This window comes from Pseudomonas sp. GXM4, from assembly GCF_008923895.1.
Classification (GTDB): Bacteria; Pseudomonadota; Gammaproteobacteria; order Pseudomonadales; family Pseudomonadaceae; genus Aquipseudomonas; species Aquipseudomonas atacamensis.
The window spans coordinates 1-20404 of sequence record NZ_WBRZ01000083.1; the positions used below are offsets into that span (position 1 = coordinate 1).

The following is a 20404-nucleotide window of genomic DNA, read 5'->3' on the forward strand; positions in this document are numbered from 1 at the left end:
AGCGGCGTTGAAAGTATCCAGCTAACAAAAAGCCCCTTAAAAGGGGCTCCTTAAACTGGTTGCGGGGGCCGGATTTGAACCGACGACCTTCGGGTTATGAGCCCGACGAGCTACCAGACTGCTCCACCCCGCGACAAAGCTGGGGCGGAAGTATACGACCGATCCCTTTTAGGGTCAATGTAACCTTCCACCTGCAAGAAAGCCCGCAACAGCGGGCTCTCCTGACTAATTGGTACCGAGAAGGGGACTCGAACCCCTACACCCTATGGGCACAACCACCTCAAGGTTGCGTGTCTACCAATTCCACCACCTCGGCAATACTACGTTTGAAACTCTTCTTACTTCTGCTCTTGAGCTGGAGGCACGTCAGTCGCTGGAGTAGCCGACTTTTGCTCTTGAAGCACCGGGACATCATCAGAAGCCGGTTGTTGCTTAGGTACTTCCAACACTGCTGGATCTGGAAGACCTGCTTGAGTCAGCTGATGAGCTTTCTCTTTAGCAAAGTAACCTAACCCCAAGCTGGTTATGAAGAAACCGGCGGCAAGTATAGCAGTAAACTTACTAAGAAAGGTAGAGGAACCTTGGCTTCCGAACACAGTATTTGAAGCACCTGCTCCGAAAGACGCGCCAGCGTCCGCACCCTTACCCTGCTGCAGCAAAACCAGAGCAACTACGCCCAATGCACCCAGCAGATGAAAAACGACTACGACTGTTTCCAGCATTTTTTCAGTTTCCCGCGGCGCGACAGATCGCACCGAACTCATCTGCATTCAGGGAAGCTCCACCAATGAGCCCCCCATCGATATCCGGCATGCCGAACAGTTCGACCGCATTGGCCGCCTTCACGCTGCCGCCGTATAGAAGCCGCACACCTCGCGCGACTTCAGAATTCTCTGCCGCCAACTGCTCGCGAATGGCTTTATGCACATCCTGAGCCTGTTGCGGCGTTGCAGTCAGCCCGGTACCAATGGCCCAGACCGGCTCGTATGCAATCACTGCCTTGGCAAAGGCACCGACACCCAGCTCCTCAATGATGCTGCCCAGCTGACGCCCGACAACCTCAAGAGTTTTTCCGGCTTCGCGCTGCTCGAGGGTTTCCCCTACACACAACACCGGAATCAAGCCACATGCCTGTGCCGCTGCGAACTTGCGATTCAGCATCCCGTCTCGCTCGCCCATAATCTGGCGGCGTTCAGAGTGCCCGACAAGCACCAGGGAACAACCTGCATCCACCAGTTGGCTGGGAGCAATCTCACCAGTCAACGCACCTTGCATGGCTTCCACCGCAGAATTCTGCGCGCCGACCGAAATCGACTTGCCTTTCAAGCCATCAATCACTTGATTGATATACAAGCAAGGCGGGAACACCGCGACATCAACACCGCTAGGCAAGGCCAGATGACGAAGGCCGTTGATCAGCTCAGCGACGCTGGCGCGGGTACCGTGCATCTTCCAGTTACCAGCTACCATAGGGCGACGCATGCTGTACCTCGTCGGTCAAAGTGGGCGCAGATGTTACCCAACACAATCATGGCTTGCAAGCCGTATCAGGCAGAAACTTCGGTTACCAGTTTTGCCAGCTCTTCGGCATAGCCGCGAACCTGGTTTTCGTCCTCGCCTTCAACCATGACGCGCACCAAAGGCTCTGTGCCGGACTTGCGCAGAAGCACGCGACCGCGCCCCGCCATCGCCTGAGTTACACGGGCACTGGCTTCCTTGACAGCCGGATGCTCCAGCGGGCTTTCACCGCCGCCAAAGCGAACGTTGATCAGCACCTGAGGGCACTTGCGCAAAGCCTGGCGCGTTTGCGCCAGACCTTCGTTGCGGGATTTCAGAGCCATCAACACCTGCAGAGCCGCGATGATCGCATCGCCCGTGGTGGTGTGGTTGAAGCAGACCACATGCCCGGAGTTTTCCCCACCAACGAGCCAGTTGCGCTCTTGCAGTTCGGCAATCACGTAGCGGTCACCGACATTGGCGCGAACGAACGGGATCGACAGATCCGCCAGGGCCAGTTCGAGACCAAGATTGCTCATCAACGTACCGACGACGCCACCCTGCAACTTGCCACGCTCATGCAGATCGCGGGCAATGATAAACAGCAGGTCATCACCATCGACGATGGTGCCGGTGTGATCGACCATCAATACCCGATCACCATCACCATCGAAGGCGATACCCAGGTCCGCATGCTCGGCCAGAACGGCGGCCTGCAACGGCCCCATATGCGTGGAACCGCAGTTATCGTTGATGTTCAGCCCGTTCGGCTGAGCGGAAAGCACGACGACTTCGGCACCCAATTCACGAAAGACGCTCGGCGCTACCTTATAGGTCGCACCATGCGCGCAGTCGATCACGATCTTCAGGCCGGCGAAATTGGTCCCGGTAGGCACGCTGCTTTTGCAGAACTCGATGTAGCGACCCGATGCGTCATTGATTCGCGACACTTTACCGATCTTGCTCGACTCGACGACAGTCATTGGCGTATCCAGCAACTCTTCGATCATCAGTTCCAATTCATCTGGCAGCTTGGTGCCTTTGCCGGAGAAGAACTTGATGCCGTTGTCGTCATGCGGGTTGTGCGAAGCACTGATCACGATCCCGGCCTCTGCCTGGAAAGTGCGCGACAGATAGGCGATGGCAGGTGTCGGCATCGGACCGAGCAGCATCACATCGGCACCCGCCGAGGTCAGCCCGGCCTCGAGCGCCGATTCGAACATATAGCCAGAGATCCGCGTGTCCTTACCGACCAGCACCTTGCAGGCACCCATCTTGCGGAAAGCCATGCCAGCCGCCCAACCGAGCTTGAGCATGAAGTCAGGCGTGATCGGGTATTCACCTACGCGACCGCGAATGCCGTCGGTACCAAAATATTTCTTGCTCATAAGTGCTCCATCATTCTTATTTGGCTGACTCTACGGCCGCGATCATTCGCACTACATCGACAGTTTCCGCCACATCGTGAACCCGCAAGATCCGCGCACCCTTGACCGAAGCCAGCGCAGCAAGCGCCAGGCCGCCGTGCAGACGCTCGCCCACGGGACGGTTCAAAGCGTGGCCAATCATACTCTTGCGCGAAACACCTACCAGCAATGGCCGCCCCAGCGCATGCAGGGCCTCCATGTGTTTGAACAAGCTTAGATTGTGCTGCAAGGTCTTGGCGAAGCCGAAGCCGGGATCAAGAATGATCCGCTCGGCGGGAATACCCGCCTGCGCGCACTGTTCCATGCGCTCGGCGAGAAACTCGCCGACCTCGCGGGTGACATCCTGATACTGCGGATTATCCTGCATATCGCCCGGCTCGCCGAGCATGTGCATGAGGCAGACCGGCAACCCTGTCGCCGCCGCCGCATCCAGCGCGCCATCGCGACGCAACGAACGCACATCATTGATCAGGCCGGCACCGAGCCGTGCGGTTTCGCGCATGACTGCCGGGGTGGAAGTATCGACCGAGATGATGACATCCAGCTCGCGATTGATCAGCTCGACAATCGGCGCGACGCGCTCGAGCTCCTCCAGAGGAGAAACCGCTCGCGCGCCTGGCCGGGTCGATTCGCCGCCGACATCAATCAGCGTCGCGCCAGCCAGCACCATGGCTTCGGCATGGCGCAGCGCCGCATCGAGCTGGCTGTAGCGGCCGCCGTCGGAAAAGGAATCAGGAGTGACATTGAGAATGCCCATGACATGCGTCTGGGCCAAATCAAGAACCCGGTTGCCGCAAGGCAACCGGGTCAGGGACTGTACAGAAGTCATTTCAAGCCTTAAACGTCAGCAGCCGGACCGCCAATCGGTTTTTCCGGACGCTCGTCCTGCACTACAGGAGGCGGAGGCGTACCGGTGCCACCCGACCAGTCGCGAGGTTCGCGTGGTGTGCGGCCGGCCATGATGTCGTCGATCTGCTCGGCATCGATGGTTTCGTACTTCATCAGCGCATCAGCCATGGCATCCAGTTTGTCACGGTTATCCGTGAGGATCTGCTTGGCGGTGCCGTAGCACTGATCGATGATGCTGCGCACTTCGGAGTCGATCAGCTTGGCTGTCTCACCGGAGAAGCTGGCAGCCTGACCACCACCACCGCGACCGAGGAACACTTCGCCCTCTTCTTCGGCATACATCAGCGGACCGAGTTTTTCCGACAGGCCCCATTTCGTCACCATGTTCCGGGCAATCTGACTTGCACGCATGATGTCGTTGGACGCACCGGTGGTTACACCGTCAAAGCCCAGGGTCATTTCTTCTGCGATACGGCCACCGTACAACGAGCAGATCTGGCTGATCAGCGCACGTTTGGACAGGCTGTAACGATCTTCTTCCGGGAGAAACATGGTCACACCCAGCGCACGACCGCGCGGGATGATCGACACCTTGTAGACCGGATCATGCTCAGGCACGACGCGACCAACGATGGCGTGGCCGGCTTCGTGGTAAGCAGTGTTCTGCTTTTCTTTCTCGGACATGACCATGGATTTGCGCTCGGCGCCCATCATGATCTTGTCTTTCGCCAGTTCGAACTCTTTCATCTCAACGATGCGTTTGCCGCTACGAGCAGCGAACAACGACGCTTCGTTGACCAAATTGGCCAGGTCAGCACCGGAGAAGCCAGGAGTACCACGTGCGATCACTGCCGGAGCAACGTCGTCGCCCATTGGCACTTTGCGCATGTGCACTTTAAGAATCTGCTCGCGACCGCGAATGTCTGGCAAGCCAACCACCACCTGACGGTCGAAACGGCCCGGACGCAGCAGCGCAGGGTCGAGTACGTCCGGACGGTTGGTCGCAGCAATCACGATGATGCCGTCATTCATTTCGAAGCCGTCCATCTCTACCAGCAACTGGTTGAGAGTCTGCTCACGTTCGTCATGACCGCCACCCATGCCGGCGCCACGATGGCGACCCACGGCATCGATTTCGTCGATGAAGATGATGCAAGGGGCGTGCTTCTTGGCCTGCTCGAACATGTCGCGGACGCGGCTGGCGCCGACACCGACGAACATTTCGACAAAGTCGGAACCGGAAATGGTGAAGAATGGCACTTTCGCTTCGCCGGCAATCGCCTTGGCCAGCAAGGTTTTACCGGTACCCGGCGGGCCGACCATCAGTACGCCGCGCGGGATACGACCGCCCAGACGCTGGAACTTGCCCGGATCACGCAGGAACTCGACCAGCTCGCCGACTTCTTCTTTGGCTTCGTCGCAACCGGCAACGTCAGCCAAAGTGGTTTTCACCTGATCTTCGGACAGCAGGCGTGCCTTGCTCTTGCCGAAGCTCATCGGCCCGCCCTTGCCACCGGCGCCGCCCTGCATCTGGCGCATGAAGAACATGAACACCGCGATGATCACCAGGATCGGGAAGCTGGCCACCAGGAGCTGAGTCCAGATGCTTTGCTGTTCAGGCTGCTTGCCTTCAACCACAACATGATTGTCGACCAGATCGCCGATCAGGCCATTGTCCTGAATTGCCGGACGAATGGTCTTGAAGCTGTCGCCATCGGTGCGCTTGCCGGTAATCACATAGCCGTCAACAGCTACGCGCTCGACCTTGCCATCCTTGACCTGCTGGATGAAGTCGGAATAGTTGAGGGTCTGCGGCTCGTTAGGGCTGGAGAAGTTGTTCATCACCGTCACCAGGACTGCCGCGATGATCAACCACAGGATCAGATTCTTTGCCATATCGTTCAATTAACTACCCTCTGAAGCAAGCTCCGCTACTGGCGCGCGCTTCGCATGATATTCACCGGCCTAACTTACTACATTACCTACAACTCTGGCAGGCGCCGTCTGTAACCCTTTGTGAAACACTTTCTACACAATATTCGCTTATGCCTGCAGAGCGAAATATGAAAAACCTATCGCCCCGCCGAAAAACCTTGTTTTACGCATAACCGCCGCGATAACCCCAGGCCAGCATGTACTGCTCACGGGAGCTGCCACGGGAAGAGTCTGGCTTGATCATCTGGATCTTGTCGAATTTCTTCCGAGCATCCTTCAGATAAACGTCAAACCCTTCGCCCTGAAAAATCTTGATGACGAAATTGCCACCGGGCTTGAGGATCCGTTCCGCCAGGTCCAGCGCCAGCTCACACAGGAACATGGCCTTGGGCATATCCACTTCGGGCGTACCACTCATATTGGGGGCCATATCGGAAATCACAAGGTCAACCTGCGAATTACCCACGGCCTCCAGGATTTCAGCGAGCACCGAGTCCTCCGTGAAGTCGCCCTGGATAAAATGCACGTCCGGAATGCTGTCCATTTCCAGGATGTCCGAAGCGATCAGACGACCCTGACCGCCGATCAACCGACTGGTCACCTGGGACCAGCCACCCGGCGCCGCGCCGAGGTCGACCACGCTCATGCCCGGACGGATGAGTTTGTATTTTTCCTGGATCTCCAGCAGCTTGTAACTTGCACGCGAGCGGTAGCCATCCTTCTGCGCCTGCTTCACATAAGGATCGTTGACATGTCTTTTCAGCCAACCAAGGCTTGTCTTGGAACGCGCCATTGGGCACCTCGATGATTAGGGTCGTGATTAGTTGGGCGGATCCACGAACCCTCGGGTAAAATGGCCGCCATTTTACAGAATCCAGACGAAAGGGTCAGATTATGCCGCTCACTCCAGAGCAGAAGAAACAGTACAAATCCATCGGCCACCACCTCAAACCAGTGTTGACGGTAGCGGACAACGGTTTGACTGAAGGTGTTTTAGCCGAACTTGAACGCGCCTTGGCCGACCACGAGCTGATCAAGATCAAGCTCAATATTCTCGATCGCGAGTCGCGCCTGGCGCACATCGCCGAGCTGTGCAAGGTCGGCAAAGCGGACCTGGTTCAGGTCATCGGCAAGATGGCTCTGGTCTACCGCAAGAACTTCAGCGCCAACAAGCAGCTGTCGAACGTTCATCGCTTCAAGTGATGCGCAGGGTCAAGGGTGTGCTTCGCGCACCCTGCCACTCCATCCCGGCACCGGCTGCATGACCAGCACCAACCCGGAAAATCCCAGCACCAGATAACTGAATACCTGCCAGCGCTGCGCATCCGGCCAGCCGACACGCACAGCGACATACATCGCGCACGCGTACAACGCCATCAACAGCACCTGCCCGCGAAAATCCCGCCATAGACTGCCAAGGCCCTCGGCCTGTACCAGCACCAAAGCCTGAAAGATCACGCACAGCGCGGCGAACCCCACCACCAGCACTTCGAATGCACTGGCGACTTCGTCGATCAACAGCGGCGCCAGGCCGATCTGGCCCAACGCCGGCTGCAAACCAATGTGAATCAACCATAGGCCACCGACCCAAAGCATCTGGGTCAGTTGCCAAAGCATGGCGCCCGCATGCAGCGGGCGCCTTCTTTCAGATGTGACGAACTTCGACAATCTCGTACTCGATCACGCCGCTCGGCGTTTTGACGGCGACGACGTCACCCTCTTCCTTGCCAATCAAGGCGCGGGCCAGCGGCGAGCCGACGGAGATCTTGCCGAGTTTGAAGTCAGCCTCATCCTCACCCACGATGTGGTAAGTGACGCTTTCATCAGTCTCGACGTTGGCGATCTCGACGGTGGTACCGAAAATCACTTTGCCGGTATGAGGAATGGTCGTGACGTCGATGATGACCTGATTCTGAATCCGGCCTTCGATGTCACGAATACGCGCTTCGACCATGCCTTGCTGTTCGCGGGCAGCATGGTATTCAGCGTTTTCCTTCAAGTCACCCAACTCGCGGGCCGTACCGATGTCCTGGCTGAGCTTCGGACGGACGACCTTGGTCAGGTGAGCATGCTCCTCTTCCAGGGCGCGAGCGCCCTGAACAGTCATTGGGTACTTGGTTATGCTCATGCCTTCAATCCTGCGTGTAGATCCTGCAAGCGGCGCACGGTCTTTTCCGGACCGAACTTCAGCGCTTCGCAGATCGCTTCGCCCGCAGCGATAGTGGTGGTGCAGTAGATCTTGTGCTGCAGGGCGTTGCGACGAATGGAGTACGAATCGGCGATCGACTGACGACCTTCGGTGGTGTTGATGATCAGCGTGACTTCGTCATTCTTGATCATGTCGACCACGTGTGGACGACCCTCGGTCACCTTGTTCACGCGGCGCACTTTCAGGCCTGCGGCTTCGATCAGCTTGGCAGTGCCGGCAGTGGCGACCACTTCGAAGCCCAAGTTGATCAGATCACGGGCCACGCCTGCAACCAGTGGCTTGTCGTCATCGCGCACGCTGATGAACGCGGTACCGCCGGTCGGCAGCACTTCGCTGGCGCCCATCTGCGCCTTGGCGAATGCTTCACCGAAGGTGTCGCCGACGCCCATTACTTCACCGGTCGACTTCATCTCTGGGCCGAGGATCGGGTCAACGCCAGGGAACTTGGCGAACGGGAACACCGCTTCTTTAACGCTGTAGAAGTTCGGGATGATTTCTTTGGTGAAGCCGATTTCCTTCAGGGTCTTACCGGCCATCACGCGCGCAGCGATCATGGCCAGGGAAACACCGATGCACTTGGAAACGAACGGCACGGTACGCGAGGCGCGCGGGTTGACTTCGATGACATAGATGTCTTCGCCCTGCAGAGCCAATTGCACGTTCATCAGGCCGACAACGCCCAGTTCCAGAGCCATTTTCTTGACCTGCTCGCGCATCTCGTCCTGGATGTGCGCAGGCAGCGAGTACGGCGGCAACGAGCAAGCGGAGTCACCGGAGTGAACGCCCGCCTGTTCGATGTGCTGCATGATCGCGCCGATCACCACGTCCTTGCCGTCGCAGACCGCATCCACGTCCATTTCGATGGCGCAGTTGAGGAAGTGGTCGAGCAGCACCGGGCTGTCGTTGGACACTTGCACCGCGTCACGCAGATAGCGCTTGAGTTCGTCTTCTTTGTATACGATTTCCATCGCACGGCCGCCCAACACGTAGGACGGGCGCACCACCAGCGGATAACCGATCTTCGCCGCAGCGCGAACAGCTTCATCTTCGCTGCGCACAGTGGCGTTTGGCGGCTGACGCAGGTTCAGGCGCTCGACCATTTGCTGGAAGCGCTCGCGGTCTTCGGCGCGGTCGATCGCGTCAGGGCTAGTGCCGATGATCGGCACGCCAGCAGCTTCCAGAGCACGAGCCAGTTTCAGCGGAGTCTGGCCGCCGTACTGGACGATCACGCCTTTCGGCTTCTCGACGCGGCAGATTTCCAGTACGTCTTCCAGGGTTACCGGCTCGAAGTACAGACGGTCGGAAGTGTCGTAGTCGGTGGAAACGGTTTCCGGGTTGCAGTTGACCATGATGGTTTCGTAGCCGTCTTCGCGCAGGGCAAGAGCAGCGTGAACGCAGCAGTAGTCGAACTCGATGCCTTGACCGATACGGTTCGGACCGCCGCCCAGAATCATGATCTTGTCGCGACCCGACGGCGCTGCCTCGCACTCTTCCTCGTAGGTCGAGTACAGGTAAGCAGTGTCGGTGGCGAATTCGGCGGCGCAGGTGTCAACGCGCTTGTAGACCGGGAACACTTCCAGCTTCTGACGGTGCGTACGCAGGTTTTTCTCGGTGACGCCCAGCAGCTTGGCCAGACGCTGATCGGAGAAGCCTTTGCGCTTGAGCTTGAACATCAGGTCGCGGTCGATCGAGGACAGACCGAGGGTCTTGACCTTCTCTTCGTCCTTGATCAGGTCTTCGATCTGCACCAGGAACCAAGGGTCGATCATGTTCATGCCGAAGATATCTTCGACCGACAGACCGGCGCGGAAGGCGTCAGCCACGTACCAGATACGCTCGGCGCCGGGCACGGTCAGTTCGCGCTTGAGCACGCTCATGCTGTCCGGGTTGCTCAGATCGAGCTTCTCGTCCAGACCGCAAACGCCGACTTCCAGACCGCGCAGAGCTTTCTGCAGGGATTCCTGGAAGGTCCGGCCGATGGCCATGACTTCACCGACCGACTTCATTTGCGTGGTCAGGCGCGCATCAGCCTTGGCGAATTTCTCGAAGGCGAAGCGTGGCAGCTTGGTGACGACGTAGTCGATCGACGGTTCGAAGGACGCCGGGGTCTTGCCGCCGGTGATGTCGTTCGACAGCTCATCAAGGGTGTAACCCACAGCCAGTTTGGCCGCGACCTTGGCGATCGGGAAACCGGTGGCTTTCGAAGCCAGGGCCGAGGAGCGCGAAACACGCGGGTTCATTTCGATCACGACCATACGGCCAGTGTTCGGGCAGATACCGAACTGCACGTTCGAACCACCGGTCTCGACGCCGATCTCGCGCAGTACCGCCAGCGAGGCGTTACGCAGGATCTGGTATTCCTTGTCGGTCAGGGTTTGCGCAGGAGCTACGGTGATCGAGTCACCGGTGTGCACGCCCATCGGGTCGAAGTTTTCGATCGAGCAGACGATGATGCAGTTGTCCTTTTTGTCGCGGACAACTTCCATTTCATATTCTTTCCAGCCGATCAGCGATTCGTCGATCAGCAGCTCTTTGGTCGGCGACAGGTCCAGACCACGGGCGCAGATTTCTTCGAACTCTTCACGGTTGTAAGCGATACCGCCACCGGTGCCGCCCATGGTGAAGGACGGACGGATGATGCATGGGAAACCGAGGGTTTCGAGAACCGCGTTGGCCTCTTCCATGCTGTGGGCAATGCCGGAACGCGGGCACGCCAGGCCGATGGATTTCATCGCCTTGTCGAAACGCGAACGATCCTCAGCCTTGTCGATGGTGTCGGCATTGGCACCGATCATCTCTACGCCGAACTTCTCCAGAACGCCTTCGCGCTCCAGATCCAGGGCGCAGTTCAGAGCGGTCTGGCCGCCCATGGTTGGCAGTACAGCGTCCGGACGCTCTTTTTCGATGATCTTGGCCACGGTCTGCCATTTGATCGGCTCGATATAGGTGGCGTCGGCCATGTCCGGGTCGGTCATGATGGTGGCCGGGTTGGAGTTCACCAGGATGACGCGGTAGCCCTCTTCGCGCAGGGCTTTGCAGGCCTGGGCGCCGGAGTAGTCGAATTCGCAGGCCTGGCCGATCACGATCGGGCCAGCGCCGAGAATCAGGATGCTTTTAATGTCTGTACGTTTTGGCATGGTTTGTCACTCAAATCCGCAGGTCAGTCGGCAAGCCGTCTTGATCGATTTCTGAAGTCCCGAGGGGGCCGCCGGAACCGGGGCCGCCCTCGCGGGCTTCTCTCTACAGTCTCAAGGCGAACGCTTAGCGTCGCTTGGCCATCTCGTTGATGAAGCGGTCGAACAGTGGCGCAACATCGTTCGGGCCCGGGCTCGCTTCAGGGTGACCCTGGAAGCTGAACGCGCTCTTGTCGGTGCGCTCGATGCCTTGCAGGGTGCCGTCGAACAGCGATTTGTGGATCGCGCGCACGTTGGCTGGCAGGGTGGCTTCGTCTACTGCAAAACCGTGGTTCTGGCTGGTGATCATCACCACGCCTGTGTCCAGATCCTGCACCGGGTGGTTGGCACCGTGGTGGCCGTGGCCCATTTTCAGGGTCTTGGCGCCGGAGGCCAGAGCCAGCAACTGGTGGCCGAGGCAGATGCCGAATACCGGCGTCTCGGTTTCCAGCACTTCCTTGATCGCCTGGATCGCGTAGTCGCATGGCTCCGGATCACCAGGGCCGTTGGACAGGAACACGCCGTCCGGCTTCAGCGCCAGCACATCGGCGGCTGGAGTCTGCGCAGGCACTACGGTGACGCGGCAGCCGCGCTCGACCAGCATGCGCAGGATGTTGACCTTGACGCCGTAGTCGTAGGCGACCACGTGATATGGCAGTTCGGAGGCTTCGATGGTCGCGTGGCTGTCGGTTTTCAGATCCCAGACAGTCGAGCGCCATTCGTATTGGGTCTTGGTGCTGACGACTTTCGCCAGGTCCATGCCCTTCAGGCCCGGGAAGCCTTGCGCAGCGGCGATGGCTGCTTCTTCGGAGATGTTGTCGCCGGCCATGATGCAGCCGTTCTGAGCGCCTTTTTCTCGCAGAATGCGGGTCAGGCGACGGGTGTCGATACCGGCGATTGCCACCACGTTGTTGGCTTTCAGGTAATCGGACAGGGACATCGTGTTACGCCAGTTGCTCGCTACCAGCGGCAGGTCACGGATGACCAGGCCAGCGGACCAGACGCGGTCGGACTCGGCGTCTTCCGGCGTGGTGCCGGTGTTGCCGATGTGCGGGTAAGTCAGGGTAACGATCTGTTGGGCGTAGGAAGGATCGGTAAGGATTTCCTGATAGCCGGTCATTGCGGTGTTGAACACCACCTCACCAACGGTCTGACCGTCGGCTCCAATGGCTTCGCCGCGAAAAATGCTGCCATCAGCAAGGGCGAGTATGGCTGGCTTAGTCAAGAAGACCTCCCGTAAATAACGCATGAAAGGGCAATCGCAGGTTGTAAAAAAGCGGAGTGACGTATGGACACGTCACCCCGCTTCTTCACTGAAATTATTCTGCGCGCTTTTAGTGGACACACTAAAGCTGTAGCTTACAGAAAAGGGCGTTTTTGGTCCACCGCTAAAGAGCCTTAAAGGCCGGAGAATGCGACAGGTCGTCGCCAAGCGGTAAAAACCGGCGCAAAACGGGACATTTGCGCCGGGTTCAGCAACGACTCAACGCAGGTCGAGTACGTCTTGCATGTCGTACAGGCCCGGCTCGCGACCGTCCAGCCACAGCGCCGCACGCACCGCGCCCTTGGCGAAGGTCATGCGGCTCGATGCCTTGTGGGTGATCTCGACGCGCTCGCCATCGGCAGCGAACAGCACGGTGTGATCACCGACGATATCGCCAGCACGAACGGTGGCGAAACCAATGGTTTCACGCTCACGCGCACCGGTCTGGCCTTCACGACCGTAGACCGCGACCTTCTTCAGATCACGCCCCAGGGCATCGGCAATCACTTCACCCATGCGCACCGCCGTACCTGACGGAGCATCGACCTTGTGGCGGTGATGGGCTTCCATGATCTCGATATCGACATCGTCGCCCAGCACGCGCGCAGCGGTGTCGAGCAACTTAAGACACAGGTTGACGCCGACGCTGAAGTTGGCGGCGAAGACGATCGGAATGTCCTTGCCCGCCTCGACCAGCAATTGCTTCTCTTCAACACTGAAACCGGTGGTGCCGATGATCATCGCTTTGCCGTGTTTGCGGCAGAACGCGAGATTTTTCAGGGTCACGGTCGGGTGAGTGAAGTCGATCAACACATCGAACTCTTCAACCACACGATCCAGATCACCGGACAGCGGCACGCCGATACGGCCCAGCGCTGCCAGCTCACCGGCATCCGCGCCAACCAGCGTGCTGTCGGGACGATCGACCGCCGCCGTCAGACCGGCGCCCGGCGTCTGCTGCACCGCTTCAATCAGGGTCTTGCCCATGCGCCCGGCGGCGCCCATCACTGCAATACGTCGCATGCCGACTCCTTACAAATCGCCGAAGAAACGCTTCACACCGTCGAACCAACCGGTGGTTTTCGGCGAGTGGCTGTTGTCGTCGGCCAGGGAACTGCGGAATTCTTCCAGCAGTTCACGCTGACGACGGTTGAGGTTGACCGGCGTTTCCACAGCGACACGGCACATCAGGTCGCCGGCACCGCCGCCACGCACTGGCGCAACGCCTTTGCCGCGTACGCGAAACTGCTTGCCGGTCTGCGTGCCTTCGGGGATTTTCAGTTTGACGCGACCGTCGAGGGTCGGAATTTCCAGCTCGCCGCCCAGTGCAGCGTCGACGAAGCTGATCGGCACTTCGCAGAACAGATGCTTGCCGTCACGTTGGAAGATGTCGTGTTCGCGCACATTGATCACAACGTACAGGTCGCCAGTCGGCCCGCCCTGAGTACCCGCCTCGCCTTCGCCGGACAGACGAATGCGGTCGCCAGTATCAACACCGGCAGGCACTTTGACCGACAGGGTTTTGTACTCTTCGACACGACCGTCGCCGTGGCAGGAGTCGCACGGATCGGAAATGATCTTGCCCTGGCCATGGCAGCGCGGGCAGGTCTGCTGCACCGAGAAAAAGCCCTGCTGCATGCGCACCTGACCGATGCCGCCGCAGGTCGGGCACGTCGTCGGCGACGAGCCTTTCTTGGCGCCGGAACCATCGCACGGTTTGCAGTTGACCAGTGTCGGAACACGGATATTCACCGACGTACCGCGCACCGCTTCTTCCAGATTCAGCTCCAGGGTGTAGCGCAGATCGCTGCCACGCTGAGCGCCGCCACGGGCACCGCCGCGACCGCCACCGAAGAAATCACTGAAGACATCGCCGAAGATGTCCGAGAAGTTCTGACCACCGAAACCGGCACCGCCGCCGCCCATGCTCGGATCAACGCCGGCATGACCGTATTGGTCATATGCCGCGCGCTTGCTGGCGTCGGACAACACTTCATAGGCCTCGTTGGCCTCTTTGAATGCTTCTTCCGAAGCTTTGTCGCCGGGATTACGGTCGGGGTGGTGCTTCATGGCCAGACGGCGATAGGCCTTCTTCAGGTCCGCTTCGCTCGTGCCCCGCTCGACACCCAATACTTCGTAATAGTCACGCTTTGCCATAAGTTCTTTGCACTCTTAAGGACGTTCGGCAAACCCCTCCTGAGCCTCGCCAAACTCGTTGAGCCCCCATTAAGGCCCGGACCCAACTCACGTCAATTCAACGATCCTGGTCTTGATTGATGCGGTATCTGCGGCGCGAAAAGCAGGAGCATTCCCGGCCATACCGCCAGCATCCGAACGGTGTCGCATGCTGTGAAAATTCACGTATTCCAGATACGCCAACGCGGGAGGCAAGCTCCCGCGCGGCGACATCCTACCAGTCACCGCCGCAAGGCAGTCAACCGGGCGACCAACAACTTACTTGTGGTCTTTGACTTCTTCGAACTCGGCGTCGACAACGTCGTCAGCCTTCTCAGCCGATTCGCCTTGCGGGGCCGCGCCATCAGCTGGCTGAGCCTGTTCGGCGTACATCTTCTGAGCAACCGGAGCGGAGACTTTCGACAGCTCTTCAACCTTGGCTTCGATGGCAGCCTTGTCGTCGCCTTTGACGGCGGCTTCCAGCGCAACCACAGCAGCTTCGATTGCAGTCTTCTCTTCGGCGGTGACCTTGTCGCCCGCGTCAGCGATCATCTTGCGAGTCGAGTGCACCAGTGCGTCACCCTGGTTACGGGCAGCGGCCAGCTCTTCGAACTTGCGGTCTTCCTCGGCATTCGCCTCGGCGTCACGCACCATGCGCTCGATTTCTTCGTCGGACAGACCGGAGTTGGCCTTGATCACGATCGACTGGGTCTTGCCGGTAGCCTTGTCTTTCGCGCCGACGTGCAGGATGCCGTTGGCGTCGATGTCGAAGGTCACTTCGATCTGCGGCACGCCACGTGGAGCTGGTGGAATGTCGGCCAGGTCGAACTTGCCCAGCGATTTGTTCTGTGCGGCTTGCTTGCGCTCACCCTGCAGAACGTGAATGGTCACAGCACCCTGGTTGTCGTCGGCAGTCGAGAACACTTGCGATTTCTTGGTAGGAATCGTGGTGTTTTTCTCGATCAGCGCGGTCATCACGCCACCCATGGTTTCGATACCCAGGGTCAGCGGGCTGACATCGAGCAGCAGCACGTCTTTCACGTCACCGGCCAGAACAGCGCCCTGAATCGCAGCACCCATGGCAACAGCTTCGTCCGGGTTGACGTCTTTACGCGCTTCTTTACCGAAGAAATCGGTAACCAGCTTCTGCACCAGCGGCATACGAGTCTGACCACCGACCAGAATCACGTCGTTGATCGCGCTGACGTCGATACCGGCGTCTTTCATGGCAATGCGGCAAGGTTCGATGGTGCGCTGAACCAGGTCTTCAACCAGCGCTTCGAGCTTGGCACGCGAGATTTTCACGTTCAGGTGCTTAGGACCGGTCGCGTCTGCAGTGATGTACGGCAGGTTGACGTCGGTCGACTGAGCGGACGACAGCTCGATCTTGGCTTTCTCAGCAGCCTCTTTCAGACGCTGCATCGCCAGCGGGTCACCTTTGAGGTTCATGCCGCTTTCTTTCTTGAATTCGTCAACGAGGTAGTCGATCAGACGAATGTCGAAGTCTTCACCGCCGAGGAAGGTGTCACCGTTGGTGGCCAACACTTCGAACTGGTGCTCACCATCAACTTCAGCGATTTCGATAACGGATACGTCGAAGGTACCGCCACCCAGGTCATAAACGATCACGGTGTGATCGCCCTTGGCCTTGTCCATACCGTAAGCCAGAGCGGCTGCGGTTGGTTCGTTGATGATGCGTTTTACGTCCAGACCAGCGATGCGGCCGGCGTCTTTGGTGGCTTGACGCTGACTGTCGTTGAAGTAGGCCGGAACGGTGATCACCGCTTCGGTCACTGCCTCGCCGAGGTAGTCTTCGGCGGTCTTCTTCATCTTCTTCAGAATTTCAGCCGAGATTTGTGGCGGTGCCATTTTCTGGCCGTTCACTTCTACCCAGGCGTCGTTGTTGTCAGCCTTGACGATCTTGTAAGGGACCATCTGGATGTCTTTCTGCACGACTTCTTCGTCGAAACGACGACCGATCAGACGCTTTACCGCGTACAGGGTGTTGTGCGGGTTGGTGACAGCCTGACGCTTGGCCGACTGACCTACCAGAATTTCGCCATCGTTGGCGTAAGCGATGATCGACGGCGTAGTACGCGCGCCTTCAGCGTTTTCAATAACTTTGGCTTTGCCGTTTTCCAGCACGGAGACGCAGGAGTTGGTAGTCCCCAGGTCGATACCGATAATTTTGCCCATGTTCACTCTCCCGAAACTTTGGATTTTGTTGCCGCAGCAGTGGTGGCTGACTGCGGTAGCACTTAAACGCTTGACTTCTAAATGGGGGCCTTGCGGCTAATTTCAAGCCTGCTCGTCAATCGAAGGCGAAACCGGTGCCGGCGCCTTGCTGACCACGACCATCGCCGGGCGCAGCAGGCGACCATTGAGCTGGTAGCCCTTCTGGAAAACCTTCAACACGCTGTTCGGCTCGACGTCGGCACTTTCCTGCATGGCCATCGCCTGATGGTGAACGGCGTTAAACGGTTCGCCATGCGGATCGATCGCTTCAAGCTGGTAGCGCTTGAGGGTGTCGTGGAACATTTTCAGGGTCAGCTCGATGCCTTCGCGCATCGGACGGATGCTTTCGTCGTCCGGGCTCGACAGCTCGAGGCCGCGCTCCAGGCTGTCGACGATCGGCAGCAGGTCGCTGGCAAATTTCTCAAGGGCAAACTTGTGTGCCTTCTCGACGTCCTGCTCGGCACGGCGGCGAACGTTCTGCAGATCGGCAGCAACACGCAGAGACTGATCCTGCGCGGCGGCCAATTGCTCTTCGAGCACTTGCACACGGGTCGCCAGGTCGTCACCCGAGCCTTCGGGCGCCTGATTGGCATCTGGGTTTTGCGTATCTACTGTCTGTTCGTCAGCCATAGAATTCTCCTTTCAATTTCGTCCGCGAGCCTGACTCGCGCTTCTGCCCCGATATATGGGGCCGCAAAATCAGGCTTCAAGGGCTGAAAACAATTGTCCCTACAAAAAAGTGCTGAATACTCATTCTTGAATGCGCTAAGAAAACTTTCTGATCAAGCAAATCGAGCTAAGGGCGGGCATTGTCAGGCCTGAACAAAACACTGTATAAATAACCAGACCTCAAGCCTGGGAGCTGCCTTTATGCTGGTGCACCTGTCCGTACATAACTACGCCATCGTTGAACATCTCGATCTCGAACTTGATCGCGGGATGAGCGTGATCACAGGGGAAACCGGCGCCGGCAAGTCGATCATGCTCGACGCCCTGGGCCTCACCCTGGGTGATCGCGCCGACAGCGGCGTGGTTCGCCCGGGCGCCGATAAAGCCGACATTCTTGCCACCTTCGATCTTGCTGATATCCCCGAAGCCAGCGCCTGGCTTGCCGAGCGCGATCTGGAAAACGACGGGCCGTGCATCCTGCGCCGGGTCATCACCTCGGAAGGTCGTTCTCGCGGCTATATCAACGGCACGCCCTGCCCGCTTGGCGACCTTAAAGCCCTCGGCGAGCTGCTGATCGATATCCACAGCCAGCACGAACATCAGTCGCTGCTGAAAACTGATACTCATCGCCGCTTGCTCGACGAGTACGCCGGCGCCACCGATCTGGCGCGTCAGGTACAACTTGCCGCACAGCGCTGGCGCCAGACTCGCCAGGAACTGGAGCGCCTCTCCAACTCCGGCGACGAACAGCGCGCACGTCATCAACTGCTCAGCTATCAGCTCGAAGAACTGGAAAACCTCGGCCTCGGCGAAAACGAACTGGAACAGCTGGAGCAGGAACACAAGAACCTGACCAACGCCGAAACCCTGCTGGGCATTTGCCGGCAAGTGGTCGAGCAATGCAGCGAAAGCGACTCCGGGAATGTGCTGAATGCGCTGACCGCCAGCCTCAATCGTCTGTCCAGCGTGAACAGTTCGGTGGGTGCGCTGGGTGAAGCCAGCAGTCTGCTGACCAGCGCGCAGATTCAGGTGGAAGAAGCGGTCGGCGAGCTCAACCGCTTCCTCGACAACTTCGATGCCGACCCGGCTCGCCTGCAATACCTCGAAGAGCGTCTCGACGCGATCTACACGCTGGCGCGCAAACACCGGATTCAACCGACCGAAGTCGGCGAGATGCAGCAAAAGCTGCTCGATGAAATCGAAACTCTCAACGCCAACGATGAATCCATTGAACGCCTGGGCGAAGAACTGGCGTCCTACGCCCGCCACTATCAAGAGAAAGCGCGCGAGCTGAGCGACCTTCGTCATCAAGCCGCCGGCAGCCTCGCCAGTGCGGTGGAGCAGGAAATCCAGCGCCTGGGCATGCCCGGCGGCCGATTCACCATCGAACTGAAAGCCAACAGCAGCGACGAGTTGCTGCCGAACGGGCTGGAACAGGTCGAACTGCTGGTCAGCGCCAACCCCGGCCAACCGCTCAAGGCGCTGGCAAAAGTCGCCTCCGGCGGTGAGCTGTCGCGGATCAGTCTGGCGATTCAGGTCATTACCGCCCAGACCTCCCGCGTGCCGACGCTGGTGTTCGACGAAGTGGACGTAGGTATTGGCGGTCCGACTGCCGAGATTGTCGGCCAGTTACTGCGCCGTCTCGGTGATCGCGGCCAGGTCCTGACCGTGACGCACTTGCCGCAAGTGGCGGCGCAAGGGCATCAGCATCTGTTCGTGCACAAGGTCCGCGACGAGAAGGCGACTCACACCGCTGTCGCGAAGCTCACGAAGAACGAGCGAATCGAAGAAGTCGCGCGCATGCTCGGCGGCATTGATCTGACCAAGGAATCCCTGGCTCACGCGAAAAAAATGGTGGTGACCGCCAAAGCGTAACAAATAGTAGAAAGCACGAAGGCGACCCTTGGGTCGCCTTCGCTCGTTTCGCGAATGTGAAATTCGCGCGACATGCTTACTTTTTCTTACGCACGTACAGCACCAGGTTGTGATCAACCATTTCGAAGCCATGCTTCTCGACGATCGATTTCTGAAGCTTTTCGATTTCTTCGTCGAAGAATTCGATCACTTCACCCGATTCCACGTTGACCATATGGTCGTGGTGGCCACCGTCAGCCAGTTCGAAGACCGCGTGGCCGCCGTCGAAGTTGTGGCGGACCACGAGGCCGGCCGCTTCGAACTGGGTCAGAACACGGTAAACCGTGGCCAGACCAACGTCCTCACCAGCTTCCATCAACGCCTTGTAGACGTCCTCGGCACTCATGTGGCGCTGCTCGGTAGAGTCGAGCATTTGCAGGATCTTGACCCGTGGCAGGGTCACTTTGAGGCCGGCTTTGCGTAGTTCGCTATTTTCAACCATGGTCAGCTTTCTCGCGATGCTGCTTCGCAGCTTCTCTTAATGCGGGTATGATCGGCGTTTACGTTGTCCCAGCCAAGATAGTGGAAGTCGCCCACCGATGCAAAACACCAAGCTCTTGCTAACCAGTTTCACCTTTGTGGGACTGCTCGCACTCGCCGGTTGTTCATTCCCCGGGGTTTACAAAATCGACATCCAGCAGGGCAATGTCGTCACGCAGGACATGATAGACCAGTTACGCCCGGGAATGACCCGGCCGCAAGTACGGTTTATCATGGGCAACCCTCTGCTTGCCGACACGTTCCATGCCGATCGCTGGGATTATCTGTACAGCCTGCAACCGGGTGGCGGTGAACGCCAGCAGGAACGAATCAGCGTTATCTTCAATTCCAACGACCAGCTTGTCAGCCTGTCCGGTGACTTCATGCCCGGCGTGAGCCGTGACGAAGCCATTCTCGGCAAGGACAGTGGCACTACCGTGACCGCGCCTGCTGAAAACGCCGACAAGCCAGAAGCTGAAAAACCAGCCAAACCAGGCTCCTTGCTGGATCAGATCCAGAAGGACGTCGATGGTGTAGAAACCGTACCGGTTCCGACACCAGAGCCGCTGGACACCTC

18 protein-coding genes and 2 tRNA genes are annotated in these 20404 nt (G+C 58.6%); 3 read left to right on the forward strand and 17 right to left on the reverse strand.

The window, feature by feature from the left end; translation table 11 throughout:
- Positions 1–56: 56 nt before the first annotated feature.
- The 8 genes from F8N49_RS12930 to rlmE form a co-directional block, all read right to left on the reverse strand.
- Positions 57–133, reverse strand: a tRNA-Met gene (locus F8N49_RS12930).
- Between the two features lie 97 nt (positions 134–230).
- Positions 231–316 (reverse strand) — tRNA-Leu (locus tag F8N49_RS12935).
- Positions 317–338: 22 nt separating this feature from the next.
- Entirely contained in the window at positions 339–722 is a 384-nt protein-coding gene (secG, locus tag F8N49_RS12940) for a preprotein translocase subunit SecG (protein WP_016771756.1), read from the reverse strand.
- A 4-nt stretch (positions 723–726) separates the two neighbouring features.
- Positions 727–1482: a triose-phosphate isomerase gene (gene tpiA / locus F8N49_RS12945; RefSeq protein ID WP_007915248.1), complete on the reverse strand. Its 756-nt coding sequence runs from the start codon at positions 1480–1482 to the stop codon at positions 727–729.
- A gap of 65 nt (positions 1483–1547) precedes the next feature.
- A complete protein-coding gene (gene glmM, locus F8N49_RS12950; protein ID WP_073473855.1) occupies positions 1548–2885 on the reverse strand; it encodes a phosphoglucosamine mutase in 1338 nt (445 codons plus the stop codon).
- 16 nt (positions 2886–2901) lie between these two features.
- Positions 2902–3753, reverse strand: coding sequence for a dihydropteroate synthase (gene folP, locus F8N49_RS12955; protein ID WP_151551663.1), 852 nt, complete (start codon positions 3751–3753; stop codon positions 2902–2904).
- An 8-nt stretch (positions 3754–3761) separates the two neighbouring features.
- Positions 3762–5669, reverse strand: coding sequence for an ATP-dependent zinc metalloprotease FtsH (ftsH, locus tag F8N49_RS12960; protein ID WP_016771759.1), 1908 nt, complete (start codon positions 5667–5669; stop codon positions 3762–3764).
- Positions 5670–5871: 202 nt separating this feature from the next.
- The gene (gene rlmE / locus F8N49_RS12965) at positions 5872–6501 is read right to left on the reverse strand and encodes a 23S rRNA (uridine(2552)-2'-O)-methyltransferase RlmE (protein WP_151551665.1); all 630 of its coding nucleotides are present in this window, start codon (positions 6499–6501) and stop codon (positions 5872–5874) included.
- 101 nt (positions 6502–6602) lie between these two features.
- Between rlmE and F8N49_RS12970 the strand changes: the two genes are divergently transcribed.
- Complete coding sequence (locus tag F8N49_RS12970) at positions 6603–6911, forward strand: YhbY family RNA-binding protein (protein WP_016771761.1); 309 nt, start codon at positions 6603–6605, stop codon at positions 6909–6911.
- 9 nt (positions 6912–6920) lie between these two features.
- Here F8N49_RS12970 and F8N49_RS12975 read toward each other — a convergent pair whose 3' ends face one another.
- The 8 genes from F8N49_RS12975 to grpE form a co-directional block, all read right to left on the reverse strand.
- On the reverse strand, positions 6921–7325 hold the full coding sequence (locus F8N49_RS12975) for a hypothetical protein (protein ID WP_016771762.1): 405 nt from the start codon (positions 7323–7325) through the stop codon (positions 6921–6923).
- Between the two features lie 28 nt (positions 7326–7353).
- Entirely contained in the window at positions 7354–7830 is a 477-nt protein-coding gene (greA, locus tag F8N49_RS12980; RefSeq protein ID WP_038861135.1) for a transcription elongation factor GreA, read from the reverse strand.
- A gap of 2 nt (positions 7831–7832) precedes the next feature.
- On the reverse strand, positions 7833–11054 hold the full coding sequence (gene carB, locus F8N49_RS12985; protein WP_016771764.1) for a carbamoyl-phosphate synthase large subunit: 3222 nt from the start codon (positions 11052–11054) through the stop codon (positions 7833–7835).
- Between the two features lie 124 nt (positions 11055–11178).
- Positions 11179–12315, reverse strand: a complete 1137-nt coding sequence (carA, locus tag F8N49_RS12990; protein ID WP_016771765.1) for a glutamine-hydrolyzing carbamoyl-phosphate synthase small subunit — start codon at positions 12313–12315, stop codon at positions 11179–11181.
- 258 nt (positions 12316–12573) lie between these two features.
- On the reverse strand, positions 12574–13377 hold the full coding sequence (gene dapB, locus F8N49_RS12995) for a 4-hydroxy-tetrahydrodipicolinate reductase (protein ID WP_151551667.1): 804 nt from the start codon (positions 13375–13377) through the stop codon (positions 12574–12576).
- 9 nt (positions 13378–13386) lie between these two features.
- Positions 13387–14511, reverse strand: coding sequence for a molecular chaperone DnaJ (dnaJ, locus tag F8N49_RS13000; RefSeq protein ID WP_016771767.1), 1125 nt, complete (start codon positions 14509–14511; stop codon positions 13387–13389).
- 297 nt (positions 14512–14808) lie between these two features.
- Positions 14809–16725 (reverse strand): molecular chaperone DnaK, encoded by a 1917-nt coding sequence (dnaK, locus tag F8N49_RS13005; protein WP_042608859.1) that lies wholly within the window; start codon positions 16723–16725, stop codon positions 14809–14811.
- Between the two features lie 102 nt (positions 16726–16827).
- Complete coding sequence (gene grpE / locus F8N49_RS13010; protein ID WP_039759570.1) at positions 16828–17394, reverse strand: nucleotide exchange factor GrpE; 567 nt, start codon at positions 17392–17394, stop codon at positions 16828–16830.
- A gap of 240 nt (positions 17395–17634) precedes the next feature.
- On the opposite strand from grpE, the gene recN reads away from it, so the two are divergent.
- The gene (recN, locus tag F8N49_RS13015) at positions 17635–19308 is read left to right on the forward strand and encodes a DNA repair protein RecN (protein WP_016771769.1); all 1674 of its coding nucleotides are present in this window, start codon (positions 17635–17637) and stop codon (positions 19306–19308) included.
- Between the two features lie 76 nt (positions 19309–19384).
- On the opposite strand, the gene fur is transcribed toward recN, so the two are convergent.
- Positions 19385–19789, reverse strand: a complete 405-nt coding sequence (gene fur, locus F8N49_RS13020) for a ferric iron uptake transcriptional regulator (protein WP_016771770.1) — start codon at positions 19787–19789, stop codon at positions 19385–19387.
- Positions 19790–19886: 97 nt separating this feature from the next.
- On the opposite strand from fur, the gene F8N49_RS13025 reads away from it, so the two are divergent.
- The coding region (locus F8N49_RS13025; RefSeq protein ID WP_151551669.1) for an outer membrane protein assembly factor BamE at positions 19887–20404 on the forward strand (518 nt) is incomplete at its 3' end.